We start from the raw sequence: 20651 nt of genomic DNA on the forward strand, positions 1-20651 counted from the left end.
CCTAGCGGGCGGCCCGCGCCGGCTCCACGGAGCGGCGCTCCACCTGCGGCTCGCCCAGGCGCACCGAGAGGATCGAGGACACGCCAGGCTCCTGCATGGTCACCCCGTAGAGGACATCCGCCGCCTCCATCGTCCCCTTGTTGTGGGTGACGATGATGATCTGCGTGCTCTGGGCCAGCTCCCGCAGCAGCGTGGTGAAGCGCCGCGTGTTGGCGTCGTCCAGAGCCGCCTCCACTTCGTCAAAGACGCAGAAGGGGCTGGGGTGGACGCGCAGCATGGCAAAGAGCAGCGCCAGCGCCACCAGCACCCGCTCCCCCCCGGAGAGGGCCGCCAGCGACCGCGGCGGCTTGCCCGGCAGGCGGACCACCACCTCCAGCCCGGGATCCTCCCCGGGAGCCTCCTGCACCAGCTCCAGGTGCGCAGACCCTCCCTCGAAGAGGCGCAGGAACAGCCGGGCGAACTCGTCGTTGACGGCGGCAAACGTCTCCCCAAAGCGGAAGCGCAGGATACCGTCCAGGCGGTCGACCAGTTGCTGCAGCGCGGCGCGGGCCGCCTCGATGTCGGCCACCTGGCGAGTGAGGCGGTCGATGCGACCTCCCAGTTCCTCCTGCTCCTGGATTGCCCGCAGGTTCACCGCACCCAGCGCCGCCACCATCTCCCGCAGCGCCTCCAGCCGGGCCCACGCCTCCTCCCGCGGCAGCGGGAGCGACGTCTCCTCCACCTGCTCCCATACAAGCCCGCTTTCCGCAAGTCGTCGCTCCGTCGCTGCCCACTCCGCCTCGGCCTGCGCTGCCCGGAGCTCCGCCCGGTGCAGCGCGGCCTCCGCCGCCCGCGCCTGCTCCTCTGCCCGGCCGGCCGCCTCTTGCGCGGCCACTGCGGCAGCCTCGTGGACCTGCCGCTGCTGCTCCAACACGGCCAGCTCTCCCTGCAGCGCCGCCTGCTCCCGCGCGGCGCAGGCATGCGCCTCGCGGGCGGCGGCGAGCTCCGCGGCCAGACGGGACGCCTCCGCGGCCGCGCCTGATTCCTCGGCGAGGATCTGCGTCCGTCGCCCTGCCAGGTCCTCACGCTCTGCGGCCAGGTCTCGCTGGCGCACCGCCTGCGCCTGGCGCGTCGCCTCCAGCTCGGCCAGGCGAATGCGGACCTCCTCACTCTCCTGCTGCAGCTGGGCCAGGGCGGCGGCGCGTCCTTCCCAGGCCCGCCGCCGCTCGGCGAGCTGCGTCTCCACCTCTCTGGCGGCGGCCTGCAGCGCCTCGTCCTGGGCCCGCAGCCGGTCCGCGCCCGCCCCCACATCGTCCAGCGCTGCGGCCAGAGCCACCATCTCGTCTGTGACCTCGCCGACCTCCCGCGGCAGGCGGGCCTGTTCGCGGGCTATCGCCGCCAGCGCTCCCTCCGCCTCGGCCAGATCGCGCTCCAGTCGTCCTCGCTCCTCCTCCAGGGACGCCGCCTGACACCGCGCCTCTTCGGTCTCCTGAACGAGGGCCTCCTGGCGTGTCCGCAGCGCCCCCAGGACCCCGGCCAGCGCCTCCAGCTCCCGCCGGGTCTCCTCGCTGGCGTCCCGCCGCGCCAGCGGGGAGGCATGACCGTTCCCGTTGCCCCGCACAGAGATCACGCCGTCGGGGGAAACCAGCTCGCCGTGCAGGGTGACCGCGCGCCCACGGTATCCCCCCGCCATCAGACCCAGCGCCACGTCCAGGTCCTCCACCACGACCACATCGCCCAGCAGGACGTCCACTGCCGTACGGGCCTTCCCCTGCGCGCTGACGAACCCAGCGGCGCCGCCCAGCACACCGCGGACCTGGGGCAAAGGGCCGCCGGGATGCCTGGAGGCGAGACGGTCCAACGGGAGGAAGGACACCGGCCCCCGCCCGTCCGCCCGCACGTATGCCAGGGCGTCGCGCAGGGCCTCCGTGCCGGCGGTGAGGAGGCAGAAGAGCCGGCGGCCCAGCGCCGCCTCCACCGCGGGCCGGTAGCGCGGGTCCACGGCGATGTGGTCAACGAGCGCCCCCAGGATGCTGCCGAATCGGACGGGATCGGCCCGCTTGGCGGCCAGCAGCGTGCGCGCGCCTTCCTCGTAGCCGACAAGCTGCTCCGCGGCCTCCTCCAGCGCCTGAAGGCGCGACTCCAGACGGGCCCCACGGGCCTCCGCGGCCGCCAGCTTCTCTCCGACCTCCGCTCGTTCTGCGTCCAGCCGGCGAGTCCTTGCGGCAAGCGCCGTCTGCCGCTCCTGGTGACGCTGCAAGGCCATCCGCGCTTCCGCCGTCCGCTCCTGCAGCCGCTCCTCTTCAGCCTCCAACGCCGCTAAGTGCTCCTGCAGCCGGTTCCGCCGTTCGGACAGGGTGGTCCGCTGGCGCCCCAGCACCTGCCGCCGCGCCTCCAGCGCCGCCAGCTCGGCGGCCAGTTGCTGCCGGGCTGCCTCCAGCTCGCTTCGCCGCGCCTCCAGAGTCTCCAGCTCTCGGTGCCAGGACTCTGTCCGTGCTTCCTCCGCGCGCAGCGCCGCCCGTTGCGCTTCCAGGTGGCTGTGCAGCGCCCCCACCTCCTGGGCCACGACCTCCCGGTCACGGCCCAGAGCGGCCAGCTCGGCGTCGATCCGCGCCATCTCGGCAGCAAGGCGCGCGGCCTCTGCGCGCAGCCGCTCCCCCTCCTGCCGCTGCGCAGCCAGGCGCGCTTCCACCCGGTCCACGGCGCTGCCCGCGGCTGCCTGAGCGCGGACCGCCTCCAGCAGGCGGCGCTGCTGCGCTTCCCAGGCGTGCGTCAGCGCCTCGCGCGCCTGCTGGTGCCGGGCGGCCTCGCCGCGTGCCGCTTCCACCCGCTGTTGCAGCTCGGCCAGCCGCGCATGAGCAGCGGCCACCTGCGCGGCGGTGCGCTGCAGGCTCTGCCGCAGGCGACGGGCCTCGTCGGCCAGCAGCGCCACCTCCAGCGCACGGGCCTCCTCGGTACAGGCGCGGTGCTGCCGCGCCGCCTCGGCCTGCTCGGTCAGCCGGGCGTACCGGGCCCGGAGCTCCGCCAGCAGGTCTCCTACCCGCTGCAGGTGCGCCGCAGCGCGCTCCAGGCGCCGCAGGCTCTCCTGACGGCGACGCTTGTAACCGGCCAGCCCGGCGGCCTCCTCCAGCAGCAGGCGGCGCTCCTGGGGGGAGGCGTTGAGGACCTCTTCCACCTCGCCCTGGCCGATCAGGGCGTAGGACCGCCCGCCCAGGCCGGTCCCCAGGAAGAGCATCTGGATGTCGCGCAGCCGGCAGGGCACCCCGTTCAGGAGGTACTCCCCCTCCCCGCCGCGCGTGGCGCGTCGGGTGATGGCGATCTCGGAGAACTCCAGGGGGAAGCGCCCCGTGGCGTTGTCCAGAACCAGGGCGGCCTGCGCCAGCCCGTGGGCGCGACGCCGCGCCGAGCCGGCGAAGATGAAATCCTCGGTGCGGGTCCCGCGCAGAGCGCGGGCGTTCTGCTCACCCAGGACCCAGCGGATGGCCTCACAGAGGTTGCTCTTGCCGCTGCCGTTGGGGCCGACAATGGCGGTGATGCCGGGGTGAAACTCCAGCTCCGTGCGGTCGGCAAAGGTCTTGAAGCCGGCCAGCTCCAGCCGCTTCAGGTGCACAACCGTCCCTCCTCCGATAACCTCCCGTGGCCGCGGCGGCGTGCGGCGGGAGGTCCCCAGGTGCGACTCAGGTCCGTTGGGGCGTTCTGTCTACCTGTGCGCGTGCCGACTGGTACAGCGCGGCCAGCCGCCGGGCCAGCGTGGGGACGGCGTACCCGGCGGCAATCTCGTGGGCGCGGCGGCTCATCTCGGCCCGACGCGCGGGCTCGGCCAGCAGCCGCCGCACAGCCGCTGCCAGCGCCTCCGGTGCCGGCTCGACGAGCACTCCCGCCTCCCCGTCGCGCACGACCTCGGCGGCGCCCGCCCGCGCCACCGCCACCACCGGCAGCCCCACCGCCATCGCCTCCACCAGGACGACCCCCTGCGTCTCCGTCTGCGAGGCCAAGACGAAGAGGTCCCCGGCAGACATCGCCGCCAGCGCGGCCAGATGGGGCAAAGCGCCGGTGAAGCGGACCCGTCCGGCAATCCCCAGGTCGCCGGCCAGGCGCCGGAGATCCCCGGCGGAGGGCCCGTCCCCAACGATAAGGAGATACGCCCCCCAGGGCTCCGCCACCTGCTGAAAGGCTCGCAGCACTAGGTCGACGCTCTTCTCCGGGGCCAGCCGGCTCACCGAGACCAGCAGGGGGGCCTGCGGCGGGATCCCGTAGCGGGCCCGCACCTCCCCCCAGGGGAGCCGGCCGAGCTGCCGGGGGTCAATCCCGGCGGTGGGCAGCACCTCGATGCGCGCGGTGACCTGCAGCTCGCGCAGCCGCGCGCGGATCACCTCTGATGGGGCGATCACCAGGTCGCACCGGTTGGCAAACGCCCGCACCCAGCGCCGCGCGGCCGGCCGGGTCAGTACCGCCGGGAGAAGGGGAACGTAGTGCACATACTGGTCGTAGAGCGTGTGGTGCGTGAAGACCAGCGGGCGGCGCAGGCGGCGCGCCACCGCCCCGCCCAGGGTGCCGGCCAGAAAGGGCCCGTGGACGTGCACCACGTCCGCCGCCTGCACCCGGGGGTCCCGCAAGAGGCGGCCCGGCAGCGGCAGGAGCAGCCTGAACGCCGGAGTGCCCGGAGCGGGCAGCGACGGCAGGCGGATGATGTCAGGATCGTCGTCGCGGTGGCCGGGATAGCGGGGTGCGGCAATGACCACGCGATGACCGTCGGCGCGCAGGGCGCGGGTGAAGGCCGCCACAGAGGTGACCACGCCGCTGATATAGGGCAGGTAGGAGTCGACGATCATGAGGATATCCATCGGATCTACGGAGGACACTGCGGGTGGAGTCACCGGGGCACCATCCCCGATCAGCGGGACGCCCGTACCTGCGCCCGCAGGGCGGCGCTGCGCTCCTCCACCCAGGCCAGCAGCGTCCGGTAGTCCGCCTCGATCCGCTCCCTGGCGCGGCGCGCGGCCTTCTGGTCGGCGGGCGCCAGGGCGGTCAGGTCCTCCTCATCCACCCACACCGCCCGACCGCCGGGGAGGACCAGCAGGTCCAGCCCCAGGTCGGTCCACTCCACGCGGTCGGCGGACACGACGGTGTCTCGCGCGGCGTTGAAGTACACCCCGGCGGTCCACCCGTCGGAACGCAGCCAGTGGTAGACGTTATAGGGCCGGTCGGTCCAGTAGTAGGCGATGGTCTCGTCGCCCGGCTCCAGGCGCAACCCGCCTACGGTCCAGGGAACGGTCAGACGGTAGTGCAGGATGACCGCCTGGCCTTCCCGCGCCAGCAGCCGGCAGCAAAAGACCTCCTGCCGGCCGTCGGGCCGCCGCTTCACCTCCTGGAAAACGGGCAGAGCAGACACGGGAACGGGGGCCTCAGGCCGCGATGGCTACAACCCCTTGAATGCGTGGCAGGCCGCCGGCCAGCGGCCGCCACTCCTCTCCTTCGCTGGCGCTGCCGTAGAGCTCCCCCGCACTGGTACCGAAGTAGACCCCCGCCGGGTCCAGGAGGTCCGTGTCCATGGCGTGGCGCAGCACCACGCAGTGCACCCCACCGGGCAGGCCGCTCTGCAGCGCCTCCCAGGAGCGGCCCCCAGTGCGGCTGCGGTAGACCTCCAGTTGCCCCATGATGCAACTGTTGTGCCGGCGGCACCCCCGTCCCTGGTAGGCAGGGACAACGTAGAGGGTGTCCACCTCCCGGGGGTGCACCGCCAGGGGGAAGCCGTGGCGGTCAGGCAGCCCCGCGGAGATGTCTTGCCAGCTCTCCCCGTAGTCGTCGCTGCGGTAGACCCCGCAGTGCATCTGCCGGTAGAGCACCCGGGGGTTGCCAGGGGCGATGGCCACGCGGTGGGTGCAGGTGTGCACGGTGCCGAGGTGCTGGTCCGCGCTCTCTGGACGGGCGGGCCGGCCCAGCGACGAAGTCCCGGCCAGCGGACAGGACTCGTAGACACCGCGGCGGATGAGGGCCCAGGTCTTTCCCCCGTCCTCGCTGCGCACCGCGCCGTGATCTGTGCTGCTGACCACGTACATCCGCCGCGGCCGCCGGGGGTCGAAGTGAATGCCGTGCAGGCAGTTGCCCACGGTGCCGAAACCCCAGTCCCCGTAGCGCTTCTCCTTTCCCGGCGCCTCCAGGTAACCGGGGACTACCGCCCAGGTCTGGCCCCGGTCGGTGCTGCGGAAGAGGTAGCTGAAGTGCGTCCCCGCCCACACCTCGCCGGGATCCTTGGGGTTGACGGCGACGGTCCAGACCTTGCGCACGGCCAGTCCCGCGTTCTGTGGCGCCCAGGTCTGCCCCAGCGTCCTGCTGGCGTAGACCCCATCGTCGTGGGTGGCAGCGTAGAGGGTCTTCGTCCGTGCGTCCCAGGCGAAGTGGTTGACGCTCAGGCCTCGCAGGTAGGGGCCGCGCCGCCGCCAGCGCGCCCGCTTCCCGTCGCTCTCCACAACGTAGAGGCCGTCGGTCGTCCCGACCAAGACCATCACCCTGGGCATCCTCCACCTCCCACAATTCGTCTAGACAAAATGGAAGGACCGGACTCTGGGCTCGCGGCGTCGTAGGTTACGCTGTGGGCTCGGGAGCGCACAGCGCAGAGCTACACGCGAGGTTAAGGAGGTCCGGTCCATGATCCAGGATACCATCTTCGTTGGCTTAGACGTCCACAAACACTCTATTGCCGTGGCGGTCGCCAATGGGCACGGCGGCGATTCCCGCCCCCCTGGGGTCATTCCTTCCGGCCGCAGGCCGTGCGCGATCTGGTCCGCCGGCTCGGGCCGCCGCAGCGCATCACCGCCTGCTACGAGGCGGGGCCGTGTGGGTACACGCTCTACCGCCACCTGACCCGTCTGGGCGTGCACCGTCTGGTCGTCGCACCCTCCCTCGTCCCAGCAAACCCGGCGATCGCGTGAAGACCGACCGCCGGGATGCCACCAAACTGGCCCGCCTGCTCCGCAGCCGGGAGCTGACCCCTATCTGGGTCCCCGATGAAGCCCATGAGGCCTTGCGGGATCTCACCCGGGCGCGCGAAGACGCGCGGCACGACCTGCTGCGTGCCCGGCACCGCCTCTCCAAGCTCCTGCTCCGCCTCGGCATCTTCCCACCTCAGGGCATCGCCCCCTGGAGCCAGCGTCATCACACCTGGCTCGAGACGGTCACGCTCCCGCATCCAGCTCGGCAGGTGGCCTTCGGCGAGTACCGTCACCGTCCCTCCGTGTGGGGGGCGCTGCGCCGGCGCCAGCGCGGGCAGCCGGAACGCATCAAGACGATCGCCTGGCATGCCCAGGATCGCCTCCACCGTCGATACCGGCGCTTGGTGCGCCGGGGAAAGCGTCCCCAACAGGCCGTCGTCGCTGTCGCGCGCGAACTCCTTGGCTTCATCTGGGCCATCGCCCGCGAGCGGCAGGCCAAGAAGTCTGCCACCTGATCGCTGAGAGGCACCGAGAGAGGCACCGACTGCATCTTGGAGACCGGCACAGACGGGCACGGGCGAGTCTGGCTCTCAGGAGCACCCTCGTCAGCTTCTATGCGCTCACGGCTGCGCCCCGAACGCGCGCCCCTAGACCGAGGCAGCTCCCGACGATCCATTGTCATGCGGCGAAGATCCGCGCATATCAGAGTGATCAACCGTCGATTCGCCTCGCTCGCCCGTGGCCGTCTGAGCCGGCCGCGTCCACCATGAATCCACACCCGGTGGCCCACAACCTACTTGACCGGTCCTTCCATATCAGAAGCGTTCGGGCCGCACTGCTGCAACCCCTCCGTGCGCTCCGGTGCCCTGCCGCCGGTGGTCCGCCAGGCCCCGCAGCGCCTGGGTCCTCCTGCCCATGAACTACTGAACCAGTACACCTCCTTGCGAACGGACCGTGCAGTAGCGTACGCTGGGCGCAGCTGGCACTCCCTTCCCGGGTCCGCGGGATGGGGTCGTCCACCACAAGTCGCCCATGATGCGCCGCCCATGACGCCCCTGCGCTGGGGAATTCTCTCCACCGCCCGGATCGGGCTGCGCCGGGTCATCCCGGCCATCCAGCGGTCGCACAGCAGCACGGTGGTAGCCATCGCCAGCCGGGAGCGGGAGCGGGCCGCCGCAGTCGCCTCCCGCTTCGGCATCCCCCGGGCGCACGGGAGCTACGAGGAGCTGCTGGCCGACCCCGAGGTGGAGGCGATCTACAACCCCCTGCCCAACAGCCTGCACGCCGACTGGTCCATCCGCGCCGCCCGGGCGGGCAAGCACGTCCTCTGCGAGAAGCCGCTGGCCGGCAACGCCGACCAGGCGGCCCGCATGGTGGAGGCCTGCGCCCGGGCCGGGGTCCTCCTGCAGGAGGCCTTCATGTACCGCTTCCACCCGCAGATCGAGCGCCTGTTGCAGCTGGTGCACGAAGGCGCCATCGGCCGACCCTGGCTCGTCCGCTCGGCGTTCACCTTCACCGTGTCCTCCCCCCAGGACATCCGCCTGCGAGCGGACCTGGCCGGGGGCGGCCTGATGGACGTGGGCTGCTACTGCGTCAACCTGAGCCGCCTGCTGCTGGGCGAACCTTCCCGGGTGCATGCGGCAGCGGTTTTCGAGCACGGCGTGGACGTGCGGTTGGCCGGCATGCTCCGCTTCCCCCATGGGATGGCACTGTTCGACTGCGGCCTGCGGCTGCCGCCCCGGCAGTTCTGCGAGGTGGTGGGCGAGGAGGGGGTGATCGTCCTGCCCCGTCCCTTCCAGCCAGAGGAGGTCGCGGCGGTGCTCACCATCCGCAGGGGGGACCGCGAGGAGCGCATCGAGGTCCCGGGGACGAACCAGTACGTGCGCATGGTGGACCACTTCAGCCAGTGCGTCCGGCAGGGTACCCCGCCCCGCTATCCACCCGAGGACGCCGTGGCCAACATGCGTGTCCTCGACCTGCTGCAGGCCGCCGCCGGCGCGGAACATGCGACACCGCCTCCCGGTTCCTAGGGGCAAACTCCATAGGAATTTGGGACCCCGATGACGAACGGCAGGGGCAAACCGGCCCGGGGAGGGATCCACGTGATCGTCAAGCCGCTAGGGCGGATCTCCGAGGTTGTCCCCCCGGGCACGGCTGTGCTGGTGAGCGGCGCCTTCGATCCCCTGCACTACGGCCACATCCGCTACATCCAGGCGGCCGCGGCGCACGCGCAGGAGCGCCGCCTCCCACTGGTCGTCGCCGTAGCCCCCGACGAGTTCGTAGCCAGACGCCACCCTCTGCTGCAGCAACTGGACGAGCGCATGGAGATGATCGACGCCCTGCGCGGGGTGAACTATGTCGTCCCCCAGGAGCACGGAAGCCTGACCCCGGCACTTCGGTGTATCCGTCCGCTGTATGTGGTCAAGGGCACGGACTGGCAGGCGCGCGGCCTGCCGAAAGAGGAGCTGGAGGCCATTGAGGAGGTGGGCGCCCAGGTGGTCTGGGTGCCGGTGAGTCCGGTGAGCAGCAGCGACCTCTTGCGGACTGCGTTCTGGCGGTTCGCCGACGAGTGGGTGGGGCGGGCCTGACTGGTCGGGGAGGGGGGATTTGAACCCCCGACCTCAGCGTCCCGAACGCTGCGCGCTAAACCAAGCTGCGCCACTCCCCGCGGCCGTCATTCTACCACCCGCCCCCTGATGGGGCAACGCGCCCAACCTGTTGCCCTACTGCACCTGCCGCGCGCACCGCACGCGTCCGCGCCGCATCGCCGCAGGCCGCGGCGCCCCGGGCTACTCCTCCGCGCCGCGGCCACCCTCCGGCGGGGATGACCCGGCGGGGGGTTCGGGCTCTGCTGCCTTCGGCCTCTCCACCACCTGGCGCAGCAGCTCTCCCGCCACGTCCCCGATGGTAACGCGGCCCCCGTCCTCCTGATTCTGCATGTAGTCTCGGACGCGCCGCCGCTCGCGCTCCCGCGCCGCCCGCCGCAGGCTGACGATCATGCGCCGCTCCTCGGCGCGGATCTCGGTGATGATGGCCTCCACGCTCTGGCCTGGCTGCACCGCGTCCTCGACCTTGGCCACGCGTTTCTCCGCCAGCTCGGAGATGGGAATAAAGGCGTCAATCTCCCGGTCGCGTAGCCGCATGAAGGCGCCGGAGGGGACCAGGCGCACGATCTTGCCGCGCACCAGCTCGCCCACGCTGTAACGGTGCGGCACCTCCTGCCACGGATCGTCCAGGAGCTGCTTCAGACCCAGGGAGATCTTGCCTCCCTCCCGGTCCACGCGCAGGACCATCAGACGCAGCCGCTGGTTGCGGCGCACCACCTCGGAGGGGTGCTTGACATACATCCAGGCCATCTCGCTGATGGGCAAGAGCCCGTCCACCCCGCCCAGGTCCACGAAGGCGCCAAAGTCGGTGATGCGCTTCACCGTCCCCTCCACCACCTGCCCTTCCTCCAGAGTGGCGAGAAGGGTCTCCTTGCGCCGCGCCCGCTCCTCCTCGGCCGCCAGGCGGTGGGAGAGGATGACCCGTGCTTTGGCCCGGTCCACCTCGATCACCTTCAACGGCAGGGACTGGCCGACGAACCACTCGAAGCGGCGCCCCTTGGCCTGGGAGAGGTCCACGTGCGATCCGGGGACGAAGCCGCGCACGCCCAGGTCCACCACCAGCCCACCCTTCACCTTGTCCACCACCATGGCGTGAAGGATCTTGCCGCTCCGGTGCGCCTCGACGATCCGCTCCCATGCCCGCTGGAAGTCGGCGCGCTTCTTGCTGAGCAGGATATTGCCCTCTTCCCCTTCCACCCGCATCACCATGACGTCGATACGGTCGCCGACATGCAGCTCCTCCGGGCCCTCGCCGCGGCGGGCCAGCTCGCGGGGCGGAATCAGCCCTTCGGACTTGGCGCCCACGTCCACCAGGACACCCTCGCTGTCCACCCGCACCACGGTGCCCTTGACGATCTGGCGCTCCTGCAGCGTGGTGATCGCCTGGGCCAGGTCAACGCCCTCCCGCTGCTCCTCCTCCGGCCGAGACTGCTCCGCCATCGGTCCACCGCCTTTCGTCTGCCGGCGGCCCGGGATCGGCCGCCGGACGCCAGCCGCTGTCTACACCTCCGGTCACTGTCTACGCCCCTTAGAGGAACAAACCTTGTTATTCGCCGCTGCGCGCGCTTTTCCCCTCCTGCGGCCGAGGGCGGTACGGGCGACAGGGCGGGCAAGGCAGCGGTCCAGCGGGGGCGCCACGGGAGGTGAGAGGCCGAGCCGGAGAGCTGATCCCGGGACGGCGCAGCCGGTGATCCTCAGATGCGCCAGTAGTTCAAAGCCAGGCTGCGCGCCCGCCGGATGCGCTCGCGGACAGTCGTATAAGGCACTTCCTGGAAGCCGGGCTGGGGGAGGGTGAGCCCGGCGGAGCGGTGCGTCAGCACCTCCAGCGTGGCGATCACTGAGGTGGACAGCCCCGACAGGTCGTAACCGCCTTCCAGCAGCCCCACGAAGCCGGCGCCGACGCGGGCGGTGGCCTCCACGGTAAGCTGGGCCAGGGTACGGAAGCCAGCGGCGGTGAGCAGCATCCCCCCCAGCGGGTCGGCGAAGTGGGCGTCGTAACCCGCAGAGGCCAGCACCAGCTCCGGCCTGGCGGCGTCGAGCAGGGGGACCACCACCTCCTCGAAGATCAGACGGTATCCTTCATCGCCGATCCCCGGCGGCAAGGGGATGTTCAGGGTGAACCCCTCCCCCGCCCCGGCGCCCACCTCCTCCCAGCGCCCCGTCCCCGGATACCAGTGCTCCCGATGCGTGGAGACGTACAGCACCGAGGGATCGTGGTAGAAGAGGTCCTGGGTGCCGTTGCCATGGTGCACATCCCAGTCGATGACGGCGATGCGGTGCAGCCCGTGGCGGTCGCGCGCCGCCACAGCGGCCAGGGCGGCGTTGTTGAACAGGCAGAACCCCATGCCCTTGGCCGCCAGGGCGTGGTGCCCCGGCGGGCGGAGCAGGGCGAATGCGGCCTGCGCCCGCCCGCTCAGCACCTCCTCCACTGCAGCTACCGCTCCCCCGGCGGCCGCCAGCGCCACGTCGAAGGACTCCGGGGAAACGTAGGTATCCGGGTCGAGGTATCCTCCGCCCCCGCGGGCCACCTGCGCCACCTCCTCGATGTACTGGGGGCGGTGCACCGCTTCCAGCAGGTCGCGCGCCACGGGAGCGACCTCCTCCGTCTGCCGCAGGGCCTCCTCCAGCCCGCTCTGCCGCAGGGCCTCCAAAATGGCGGCCAGCCGCTCCGGCCGCTCCGGATGGCCCGGCGGGGTGCGGTGGCGCAGAAAGAGCGGGCTGGTGACCAGGAGGACCTGGGACACGGGCGCCCCTCTAGAGAACCGCTGCCATCGCCGCCCGACGCAGCCGGCCGATGGCCACCTCGATCTCCTCCCCGCTGCCGAAGATGGCGTTGGCGGCGACCAGGATGCGCGCCCCGGCGGCGACGGCCGGCCCGGCGGTGGTCTCGTCGATCCCCCCGTCCACGGCCAGGGCGATGGGGCGGCCCGTCTCCTGCGCCAACACCCGGAGGCGGCGGAGCTTGTCCAACGCCTGAGGGATGAACCGCTGACCGGCGTACCCGGGGTTGACGCTCATCACCAGGATGCCCTCCGCCTCCGCCAGCGCCCACCCCACCGCCTCCGGCGGGGTCGCCGGATTCAGCGCCACCACGGGCGCAACCCCCCGGGCGCGCAGATGACCCAGCAGGCGGTGCAGGTGCTGTACCGCTTCCACGTGGACGGCGATGCGCGCGGCTCCGGCATCAATGAAGGCGTCCACCTGCCGCTCCGGCTCCGCTACCATCAGGTGGACGTCAAAGGGCAGGCGGGTCACGCGGCGCAGGCTCTGCACCACCAGCGGACCCATGGTGATGGGGGGCACGAACCGACCGTCCATGACGTCGATGTGGATCATGTCGGCCCCGCCCCGCTCCGCAGCGGCGACCTGGTCGCCCAGGCGGGCGAAGTCGGCGGCCAGGATGCTGACGGAGATCTGGACGGGGGTACTCAGGGGCGGATCTCCTGGACCAGGGTGTTGTCCATATACACCTGAATGATAGTGTAGCCGCGGCTGGTGACCATGACGTCCACCTGGTCGCCGGCGGCGTGCACTTTCTCGTAGACGGTGCGCACGCCCCCCTCGTCGATGACCACCACCCGCACCCGCTGGCCGGTCTCGCTTTCGGGCACGACCACGTGCACCAGCGTGCGCAGCACCCCGCGGGCGCCAGTCTCCGCACTTCCGGGGGTGGGCCGGGGCACGGGCGTGGGCCGGCGCTCCGCGGTCACTACGGGCGCCTCCGGCGGGCGGCCCTCGGTGCCGGGGCGCACGCTCACGGTGAGGAAGATCTCCGCCTCCGCGGGCCGCACCTTCCGTCCGGGGTCGGGCGTCTGGTCCACCACCGTGCCTGGAGGCAGGTCCGGGCTGAGCGCACTGCGCACCTGGCGGATGACCAGGCCCAGTTCCTCCAGGCGACGCCGCGCCTCCTCCAGCGGGCGACCCACCAGCAGCGGCATCTCCACCAGCTCCGGTCCGCGGCTCACCAGCAGCGTGATGGCGCTGCCGCGGGGGAGGCGCTGGCCCGCGGGGGGGTCCTGAGCGATGATCAGGCCGGGCTTGACTGCGTCATCGAACCGCTCGTTGACCTGGCCGACGCGCAGGCGGGCGCTCTCGGCGGTGAGGCGGGCCTGGGGGAGGGGCTGCCCCACCAGGTCCGGCACGCTGACCATCTCCCGCCCCAGGCTGAGCACCACGTTGACGGTGCGCCCGACCTTCACCCGCTTGCCCGGTGGCTGGTCCTGGGACGCGACGGCGTCTTGCGGCACGCTGTCGCTGTAGGCTCGCCCCTCCACCGCCAGCACGACGCCGGCCTCCTGCGCGGCCGCCTGGGCCTGAGCCAGAGGCAGGCCCACCAGCCGGGGAACCTCCACCTCGGCCACGTTGAAGTAGGCACTTACCGAGCGCCACGCGCCCCAGGCCCCCCCACCCACCACGATCAGGAGGAGGACCGCCAGCACCGGCGCCAGAGAGCGCGCGCCTGGAGGCGCGGAGCGGGCCCGGGGCGCGCCGCCCCGGCGCACCACCCGGGTGGCCTCCTCGTCCCTTGGGGCGTCCTCGCTCCAGATTGACGTCTGCCCCACCAGGTCGCTGGCCAGGTCGGCGGCGGAAGCGTAGCGGCGGTGCGGCTGCTTGGCCATACCGCGCAGGATGACCCCCTCCAGCGCCGGGGGGATCTCCGGGTTGAACTGCCGCGGCGAGGGCGGCACGTCGTGGATGTGTGCCATGGCGATGGCGATGGGGCTGTCCCCGTCGAAGGGCAGGCGGCCGGTGAGCATCTCGAAGAGGACCACGCTGAGGGCGTAGATGTCGGCCGCCCGGCCCACCGCCTGGCCACGCGCCTGCTCCGGGGAGAGGTACTGCACCGACCCCAGCACGGTGCCGGTCTGCGTGATGGTTGCGCTGGCCAGCGCCCGGGCGATGCCGAAGTCCGTCACCTTTACTGTCCCGTCGCGGCGCAGAAGGATGTTCTGCGGCTTCACGTCCCGGTGGACGATCCCGCGGCGGTGGGCGTAGTCCAGCACCTCGCAGACGGCTACAGCGACGCGCACCGCCTCGGCGGGCCGCAGCGGGCCCCGCTCCCGGATGTAGCGCTTCAGGTCCTGCCCCTCCACGAACTCCATGGCGATGAAGTGCCACCCACCCGCCTGGCCGCTCTCGTAGACCTGGACCATGTTGGGGTGGGTAAGGGAGCTGACGGCGCGGGCCTCGCGCTGGAAGCGCTCGACGAACTCCGCGTCCTGAGCGTACTGCTCCCGCAGGACTTTCAGCGCCACCACCTGGCCGTCGGCGATGCGCCGGGCGCGGTAGACCACAGCCATGCCGCCCTGGCCGATGGTGGACTCGATCTCGTAGCCGGAAAGTATGCTGCCGGGAGGAATCATGTACCAACCGTGCCGCCTGTACGCAGCCGTCTCAGGGGTTACCCTTCTCCGCGGCGGCCTCCCTCCCTGCGCCCCTAGACCTGACGGCGCAGTCGAGCCATGTAGAAACCGTCCGTTCCGTGGCGGTGCGGCAGGAGCAGCCGTGCCTCCTCCAGGATGAAGGCGGGACGGAGGCGCAGGAAGCGTTCGACCACTTCCGGTCCCTCCTCCGGCTCCAGTGAGCAGACGGCGTACACGAGTGTTCCGCCCGGCCGTACCGCCTCTGCCACCCCTATCAGGAGCGACCGCTGCTGCGCGGCCAGAGCCGGGATGTCCTGGGGGGCGATGCGCCAGCGGATCTCCGGTCGCCGCCCCAGCACCCCCAGCCCGGTGCAGGGCGCGTCCACCAGCACGCGGTCCATCCGGCCGCGGAAGTGGGCCCCCGCCTGGCGGGCATCCAGGTGGTGCGCCTCCACGATGTCGATGCCCAGACGGGCGCAGTGCCCCGACAGCGCCTTCAGCTTGGCCGGCTGGATGTCCATGGCGACAATGCGGCCCTGGTTCCGCATCAGCTCCGCCAGGTGCGTGGCCTTGATTCCCGACCCGGCGGTGCCGTCCAGCACAGTCTCCCCCGGATGCGGAGCCAGGAAGTGCGCTACGGCCATGGCGCCCTCATCCTGCATGGTCACCAGGCCCTCCCGGTAGAGGTCCAGGCGCAGAGCAAGCGTCCCGCGCACGCGCAGCGCCTCGGGCAGGCTTCCCGGCGCCACTTGCAACCCGCGCTGCCGCAGCCGGTCCGCCACCGCCTCAGGTGTGGTGCGCAGCAGGTTGACCCGCAGCACCGATGGCGGCGGGACATTGTTGGCGGCGCACAGCGCCCGGGCCTCCTCAGCGCCCCAGCGGGCGATCCACCGCTCCATCAGCCAGCGCGGATGGGACTGGGTGACTGCCAAGTGCCCCGCAGGATCGCGGTCAGGAGGCGGGGGCGGTGGTTCGCCCTCCGCCGCCAGCCGCCGCAGGACGGCGTTGACCAGCCGCGCCGTGCCCGCATGCCCGTGCCGCTTGGCCGCCTCCACCGCCTGGTGTACGGCGGCGGCGTCGGGCACCCGATCCAGGAACCAGACCTGGTAGAGCCCCAGGCGCAGGATGGTGCGGATGGCCGCCGGGAGGGAAGCCAGGGGCCCGCGCAGCGCCGCCTCCAGGGCGTAGTCCAGGCGGCCCTGCTGCCGCAGGGACCCCAGCACCAGCTCGGTGACCAGCGCCTGGTCGGCGGGAGCGTACCCGCCGCGCTCCAGGACGCGGTGCAGCAGGACGTTGGCGAACGCCCGTCCGGACTCTACACGGTACAGGACGGTGAAGGCCGCCTCACGCGGGTCGGGGCCCCCGGACGCACCCGCCGCGCGTCCCGCAAAGACCCGCCCGGCGGGGGCGCTCACTCGTCCCGGGTCATCCCGCGCAGGACCAGCAGGCGAACCAGCTGCATCACCGCCATGAAGGCGGCGGCCACGTAGGTCAGGGCGGCGGCATTGAGCACCTCCCGCACCCCCTGCGCCTCTTGCGGTAGGACGAACCCTTCACCCTGCAGTACGGCCACCGCCCGGCTGCTGGCGTTGAACTCCACCGGCAGCGTCACCAGGGAGAAGAGAATGTAGCCCAGGAAGAGCAGGATGCCCAGGTCCATCAGCATGGGCTGGCTGGTGATCAACCCGAGGGCAAAGAGCACCCAGGCCGCCATGGTGCCGAACTGGGCCACAGGGACGATGGCGGTGCGCAGCGCCAGCGGCGCATACCCTTCCCGGTGCTGCAGCGCGTGTCCCGCCTCGTGGGCGGCCACGCCAATGGCCGCCACCGAGGTGCTGCCGTATACCTGGGCGGAGAGACGCAGGGTCTTGCTGCGGGGGTCGTAGTGGTCGGACAGCCCCGCAGCCAGCAGGCCGCCCACCGGCTCCACGCGCACGTCCCGTACCCCCCGGCGGCGCAGCAGCTCCACCGCCACCTCGGCACCGGTCATGCCCCGCGCAGAGGGCACCTGCGCGTACCTGTTGAACGTCCCGCTCACCTTGAGCTGGGCATAGAGCGCCAGCGCCAGTGCCGGCAGCAGCAGGACGAAAGTCGGATCGTAGAACAGGAACGGCATCTCAGCCTCCACCTCCTGGCCACAGTGTAGCAGACTCCCCGGGGTCGGCCCCGCCCCAGCGCTCCCCCGGACGGACGCGGTGCCCGCGGGCGAAGGCTGCCGCGGTCATCCGCTTGCCGCCGGCGGGCTGCACCTCCAGCAGGCGGAGCAGGCCACGCCCGGTGGCGATCAGGATCCCCTCCTCAGAGACGTCCAGCACGGCCCCAGGTTCCCCGCCGGCAGCGGAAGGTGACTGCGGCACGGCCTGCGCCCGCCAGACGGTCACCTGCCGGCCCCCGCGAAAGGTGTAGGCGGAGGGCCAGGGATCCATGGCCCGCACCAGCCGGGCGATCTCCTCGGCGGGGCGAGCCCAGTCGATGCGCCCGTCCTCCTTGCGTAGCCGTCCCACGTAGGTGGCGGCGCTGTGGTCCTGCGGGCGGCGCGGAGCCCGCCCCTCGGCGATCAGGCGGACCGCCTCCAGGAGGAGCCGTGCCGCTACCTCCGCCAGACGCCGCTCCAGCTCACCGGCCGTCTCCTCAGGCCCGATGGGCACGCGCTCCTGCAGGATGATGTCGCCCGCATCCAGCTCCGCGGTCTGGTAGAGGACGGTCACGCCGGTTTCCGCCTGCCCGTCGGCGATGGCCCGCTGCACCGGTGCGGCGCCCCGGTAGGCCGGCAGCAGCGAGGGATGGGCGTTGATGGCTCCCAGGCGGGGCAGGGCCAGAACCTCCTCAGGGATGATCCGCCCGTAGGCTGCAGTCACCAGCAGGTCGGGCTGCAGCGCGGCCAGGGCCCGGACCACCTCGGAGCTGCGCAGACTCGGGGGCTGCAATAGCGGCAGGCCGTGCTCGCGGGCGAAGCGGGCGACCGGCGGGGAGCTTAAGCGGCGCCCCCGCCCCGCCGGGCGATCAGGCCGCGTTACCACCAGCACCACCTGCACCGCTTCGACCAGAGCGCGCAGCGCCGGCAGCGCAAACTCCGGTGTGCCCATGAAGATGATGCGCAGGTGGCGCAGGAGCTTATGCACCCGCTGCGACTTCCGCCGGTACGGCCTCGGCACCCACCCTCTCGATGGTGGCGGGGTCCTCGACGCGGTCCAGGAAGAGGATGCCGTCCAGGTGGTCGATCTCGTGCTGCAGGACGCGGGCCAGCAGCCCCCCGGCGTTCACGGTGATCCCCCGCCCGCGGCGGTTCTTCCCCTTGACGACGACACGTGCGGCACGGCGCACCGGCCCGACCACGCCGGGGATGGAGAGGCAGGCCTCGGTGCCCACCTCCTCTCCCTCGGCACGCACGAGCACGGGGTCCACCAGCGCCACCAGCCGCTCCTCCACCTCGGCCACCAGTACCCGCTTCCCCTGACCCACCTGCGGCGCGGCCAGCCCCAGACCGTTGGCCGCACGCATGGTGGCTATCATGTCCTCGATCAGGCGCCGCACGTCCAGGGTCACCTTGCCCACCGGCCTGGCCCGGCGGCGCAGCACGGCGGCCCGCGGCCCGTCGACGGTCACAATCTCCAGGACCCGCCCCCTGCCCATGACACTGGTTCTCAGGATAGCACAGGCGCGAGCTCAGGGGTTCACCTCGATGGCGGCGCGGACGCCCGCGGGCGGATGGCGCAGCCAGGCCTCCAGGGCATTGCGCACCGCAGCAGTGCGTCCGCGGAAGACTACCTGCCAGTGGCTCTGCCGTCCCCGCCGCAGGCGCGCCGGTCCCAGCACCTCAACTTCCACAGCGACGATCGCTGCCAGCACTACCGCGGCCTCGCGGGCGGCGGGATCCCGTCCCGCCACCTCTATGGAGAGCACCTCCCCGTAGGGCGGGTAGCGGAAGGCGCGGCGCAGGCGCAGCTCCTCCCGGTAGAAGAGGCGCAGGTCGCGCCGCCGCAGGGCCAGCAGAGCCGGGTGGTCGGGCGCGTAGGTCTGCACCACGTACCAGGATCGGGCCAGGCCCCCGAGGCGCCAGAGGGTGCGCAGGCCCTGCTCCGGCGCCCGATAGTCGGGATAGCGCAGTGGCGCATCCGCCAGCACGACCCCAGCCAGGTCCACAGCGGGCAGGCCCTCCACTTCCAGGACGAGTGGCGTGCCCACCAGGATCCCGCCCCGGTCCCGGAACTGCTGCAGGAGCGCCGCGGCCTCCCCCCGCCTGCGGACCACGTCGGTGTCCAGGCGAAAGACGGGACCCAGCCGCAGCGCCCGGGCCAGGCGGGCGACGCGCTGCGTGCCGATCCCCTGCGCCGCGAAGACCCGGCCCCCGCAGCGAGAGCAGACCGAGGGTGCGGGAGCTTCGTCGCGGCAGTAACGGCAGCGCAGCACCTGCCCCGTAGCGTCGTACGCCAGCGGCACCTCGCAGCGGGAGCACGCCGGCGTGTGGCCACACTCGGTGCACAGGAGCAGGGCGGCATATCCCTTGCGGTGGACAAAGAGGAGGGCGCGTCCGCCTCCCCTCAGCGTCCGCTCCAGCGCGGCCACCAGGGGCGGGCTCAGCTCCTTCCCCGCCTGGCCGCGCCGCCGCAGGTCCACGACCACCAGCCGCGGCGGGCGCGATCCTTCCGGCCGCAGCACCGCCACCGCAGGCTGGCCGACCAGCGCGAAGGTCTCCACTGAGGGGACCTCGTCCGCCAGCAGCAGCGTCGCTCCCGCCACCTCCGCCCGGCGCCGCGCCACCTCCCGCACATGGTAGCGGGGTACCCGCTCCTCGCGGTGACCCACATCGGCCTCCTCGTCCACCAGCACCAGGCCCAGGCGCTCAAGCGGGGCGAAAACGGCGCCGCGCGTGCCGGCCACCACCATCGCCTCGCCGCGGCGCACCGCGAGCCATCGGGCCAGGCGGGCCTCATCGGGCAGGCCGGCATGCAGCACCGCCACCTCGGCGCCCAGCACATCGTGCACCCGCCGGGCGAACCGCTCCACCGCCGCCACCGAGGCGAAGAGTGCCAGTACCCCCTTTCCCCGACGCAGGGTGTCGCTGACGGCCGCCAGGTAGGTGCCCTCCCGTTTCCTGCCCAGCAGCACCACGTCGCGCCGTGTCTCCCTGCCAGGCGTCCACAGCGCCGGGTGGACGCGCAGACGCCGCGGCCTGGAGGATGGAGCTGCGGGAGGCGCCTGTGGCAGCAGCACCCGCAGCCGCACCGAGCCTTCCGCCAGCCAGCGCCGCAGCAGCTCCGCTGCCCCCGGGCCCAGGACCCGCCCCAGCGTCTCCACCTCCACACCGCGCTCGCCCAGCGCCTGCAGCCGCCGGGAGGGCGCCAGGGAGGAACCCACGGCCATCGCCACGCGCACGCGGCGCATCAGCCCCGGAGGCAGCATGGCGGCAATGGCCTCGCCTGTCGAGCAGAGGTAGTGGTTGGAGATCCACCGAGCCAGCTCCAGCAGGTCGGCAGGAAGCGGCGAGATATCGGGCAGCACCGCAACCACCGGCCGCAGCGGCCTCTCTCCGTCGGGGGCGGGCCCGAGGACGTAGCCCACGGCCAGACGCGTCCGCAGCGGCACCAGGACCGCCGCCCCGGGTGGCAGCCCCTCGGCGGCCGCATAGGTCAGGGCCGCGTCTCCCACGGCCAGGGGCACGTCCACCGCCACCAGGACGGCGTAGGCCAGGGCGCCACCGGGGTGGATGAAGGCACCGCCGGGGGATGAGGCCCGATGGGCGGGCGGCGCGTCCGCGGCCCGCGTCACCG

Annotated in this window: 15 protein-coding genes, 1 tRNA gene and 1 pseudogene; 3 read left to right on the forward strand and 14 right to left on the reverse strand. The window is 72.2% G+C overall.

The genetic code is table 11. The features are described 5' to 3' along the window. Position 1 precedes the first annotated feature (1 nt). The 4 genes from smc to QN152_04665 form a co-directional block, all read right to left on the reverse strand. Positions 2 to 3589, reverse strand: coding sequence for a chromosome segregation protein SMC (gene smc, locus QN152_04650; protein MDR7538807.1), 3588 nt, complete (start codon positions 3587 to 3589; stop codon positions 2 to 4). A gap of 67 nt (positions 3590 to 3656) precedes the next feature. Further along, positions 3657 to 4823 carry a glycosyltransferase gene (locus QN152_04655; protein MDR7538808.1) on the reverse strand — a complete coding sequence of 389 codons (1167 nt, stop codon included), beginning with the start codon at positions 4821 to 4823 and terminating at the stop codon, positions 3657 to 3659. 50 nt (positions 4824 to 4873) lie between these two features. Next, positions 4874 to 5371: a DUF402 domain-containing protein gene (locus tag QN152_04660; protein ID MDR7538809.1), complete on the reverse strand. Its 498-nt coding sequence runs from the start codon at positions 5369 to 5371 to the stop codon at positions 4874 to 4876. A gap of 13 nt (positions 5372 to 5384) precedes the next feature. Then, entirely contained in the window at positions 5385 to 6497 is a 1113-nt protein-coding gene (locus tag QN152_04665) for an exo-alpha-sialidase (GenBank protein ID MDR7538810.1), read from the reverse strand. A gap of 130 nt (positions 6498 to 6627) precedes the next feature. On the opposite strand from QN152_04665, the pseudogene QN152_04670 reads away from it, so the two are divergent. The 3 genes and pseudogenes from QN152_04670 to QN152_04680 all read left to right on the forward strand — a co-directional run bounded on the left by QN152_04670 (position 6628) and on the right by QN152_04680 (position 9499). Next, positions 6628 to 7426: pseudogene (locus QN152_04670) on the forward strand (transposase). A gap of 531 nt (positions 7427 to 7957) precedes the next feature. Continuing rightward, entirely contained in the window at positions 7958 to 8941 is a 984-nt protein-coding gene (locus tag QN152_04675; protein ID MDR7538811.1) for a Gfo/Idh/MocA family oxidoreductase, read from the forward strand. Positions 8942 to 9013: 72 nt separating this feature from the next. Beyond that, positions 9014 to 9499 (forward strand): adenylyltransferase/cytidyltransferase family protein, encoded by a 486-nt coding sequence (locus tag QN152_04680; protein ID MDR7538812.1) that lies wholly within the window; start codon positions 9014 to 9016, stop codon positions 9497 to 9499. A gap of 1 nt (position 9500) precedes the next feature. On the opposite strand, the gene QN152_04685 is transcribed toward QN152_04680, so the two are convergent. From QN152_04685 to priA, 10 genes are all read right to left on the reverse strand, one after another. Next, a tRNA-Pro gene (locus tag QN152_04685) sits at positions 9501 to 9579 on the reverse strand. 121 nt (positions 9580 to 9700) lie between these two features. After that, complete coding sequence (locus QN152_04690) at positions 9701 to 10957, reverse strand: S1 RNA-binding domain-containing protein (GenBank protein MDR7538813.1); 1257 nt, start codon at positions 10955 to 10957, stop codon at positions 9701 to 9703. A 254-nt stretch (positions 10958 to 11211) separates the two neighbouring features. Further along, on the reverse strand, positions 11212 to 12261 hold the full coding sequence (locus QN152_04695) for a histone deacetylase (GenBank protein ID MDR7538814.1): 1050 nt from the start codon (positions 12259 to 12261) through the stop codon (positions 11212 to 11214). A 10-nt stretch (positions 12262 to 12271) separates the two neighbouring features. Then, complete coding sequence (gene rpe / locus QN152_04700) at positions 12272 to 12949, reverse strand: ribulose-phosphate 3-epimerase (protein MDR7538815.1); 678 nt, start codon at positions 12947 to 12949, stop codon at positions 12272 to 12274. Further along, positions 12946 to 14880 (reverse strand): PASTA domain-containing protein, encoded by a 1935-nt coding sequence (locus QN152_04705; GenBank protein ID MDR7538816.1) that lies wholly within the window; start codon positions 14878 to 14880, stop codon positions 12946 to 12948. Before QN152_04705 ends, rpe begins: the two co-directional genes overlap by 4 nt. A 74-nt stretch (positions 14881 to 14954) precedes the next feature. Further along, on the reverse strand, positions 14955 to 16295 hold the full coding sequence (rsmB, locus tag QN152_04710; GenBank protein ID MDR7538817.1) for a 16S rRNA (cytosine(967)-C(5))-methyltransferase RsmB: 1341 nt from the start codon (positions 16293 to 16295) through the stop codon (positions 14955 to 14957). Beyond that, a complete protein-coding gene (locus QN152_04715) occupies positions 16292 to 16996 on the reverse strand; it encodes a zinc metallopeptidase (GenBank protein ID MDR7538818.1) in 705 nt (234 codons plus the stop codon). Before QN152_04715 ends, rsmB begins: the two co-directional genes overlap by 4 nt. A gap of 1 nt (position 16997) precedes the next feature. Next, on the reverse strand, positions 16998 to 18002 hold the full coding sequence (gene fmt / locus QN152_04720; GenBank protein MDR7538819.1) for a methionyl-tRNA formyltransferase: 1005 nt from the start codon (positions 18000 to 18002) through the stop codon (positions 16998 to 17000). Next, positions 17995 to 18513 carry a peptide deformylase gene (def, locus tag QN152_04725; protein ID MDR7538820.1) on the reverse strand — a complete coding sequence of 173 codons (519 nt, stop codon included), beginning with the start codon at positions 18511 to 18513 and terminating at the stop codon, positions 17995 to 17997. Before def ends, fmt begins: the two co-directional genes overlap by 8 nt. A 33-nt stretch (positions 18514 to 18546) precedes the next feature. Then, positions 18547 to 20649, reverse strand: coding sequence for a primosomal protein N' (priA, locus tag QN152_04730; GenBank protein ID MDR7538821.1), 2103 nt, complete (start codon positions 20647 to 20649; stop codon positions 18547 to 18549). Positions 20650 to 20651 lie beyond the last annotated feature (2 nt).

This window comes from Armatimonadota bacterium, from assembly GCA_031459715.1.
Classification (GTDB): Bacteria; Sysuimicrobiota; Sysuimicrobiia; order Sysuimicrobiales; family Humicultoraceae; genus Humicultor; species Humicultor tengchongensis.

What these genes read in the sequence shown, in the direction of transcription:
- QN152_04655 (MDR7538808.1), bottom strand. Translation starts at nt 4,823, where the DNA reads ATGGATATCCTCATGATCGTCGACTCCTACCTGCCCTATATCAGCGGC.
- QN152_04665 (MDR7538810.1), bottom strand. Translation starts at nt 6,497, where the DNA reads ATGCCCAGGGTGATGGTCTTGGTCGGGACGACCGACGGCCTCTACGTT.
- QN152_04675 (MDR7538811.1), top strand. Translation starts at nt 7,958, where the DNA reads ATGACGCCCCTGCGCTGGGGAATTCTCTCCACCGCCCGGATCGGGCTG.
- QN152_04690 (MDR7538813.1), bottom strand. Translation starts at nt 10,957, where the DNA reads ATGGCGGAGCAGTCTCGGCCGGAGGAGGAGCAGCGGGAGGGCGTTGAC.
- QN152_04705 (MDR7538816.1), bottom strand. Translation starts at nt 14,880, where the DNA reads ATGATTCCTCCCGGCAGCATACTTTCCGGCTACGAGATCGAGTCCACC.
- QN152_04715 (MDR7538818.1), bottom strand. Translation starts at nt 16,996, where the DNA reads ATGCCGTTCCTGTTCTACGATCCGACTTTCGTCCTGCTGCTGCCGGCA.
- def (MDR7538820.1), bottom strand. Translation starts at nt 18,513, where the DNA reads ATGGGCAGGGGGCGGGTCCTGGAGATTGTGACCGTCGACGGGCCGCGG.